1 protein-coding gene is annotated in these 271 nt (G+C 76.0%); it reads left to right on the forward strand.

All coding sequences use genetic code 11. The features are described 5' to 3' along the window. A partial coding sequence (locus KVT32_RS30110) for an SDR family NAD(P)-dependent oxidoreductase (protein WP_217619432.1) occupies positions 1-271 on the forward strand: 271 nt, incomplete at both ends.

The raw sequence follows: 271 nt of genomic DNA on the forward strand, positions 1-271 counted from the left end.
TGCCGCGCGTCGGACTGCCAGTCGTAGCTGAAGCCCGCCGCCCGTTGCAGGCGATCCGCGCCGCGACCCTCAACGTGGCCGCGCCGCTGGCGCTGGCCGGCGCCCTGGTGCGCGCCAGCGTGGGTGCCGAGCGGCGTATCCTGCACGTGTCGAGCGGGGCGGGGCGCTCGGCCTATCCCGGCAGGAGCGTGTACTGCGCCACCAAGGCCGCGCTCGACCGCCATGCCGAAGCGGTGGCCCTCGACGGCGACGCCACCGTGCGCGTGTGCAG

The sequence above is a fragment of the Achromobacter sp. GbtcB20 genome, assembly GCF_019091095.1.
Taxonomy (GTDB): domain Bacteria; phylum Pseudomonadota; class Gammaproteobacteria; order Burkholderiales; family Burkholderiaceae_B; genus Achromobacter; species Achromobacter mucicolens.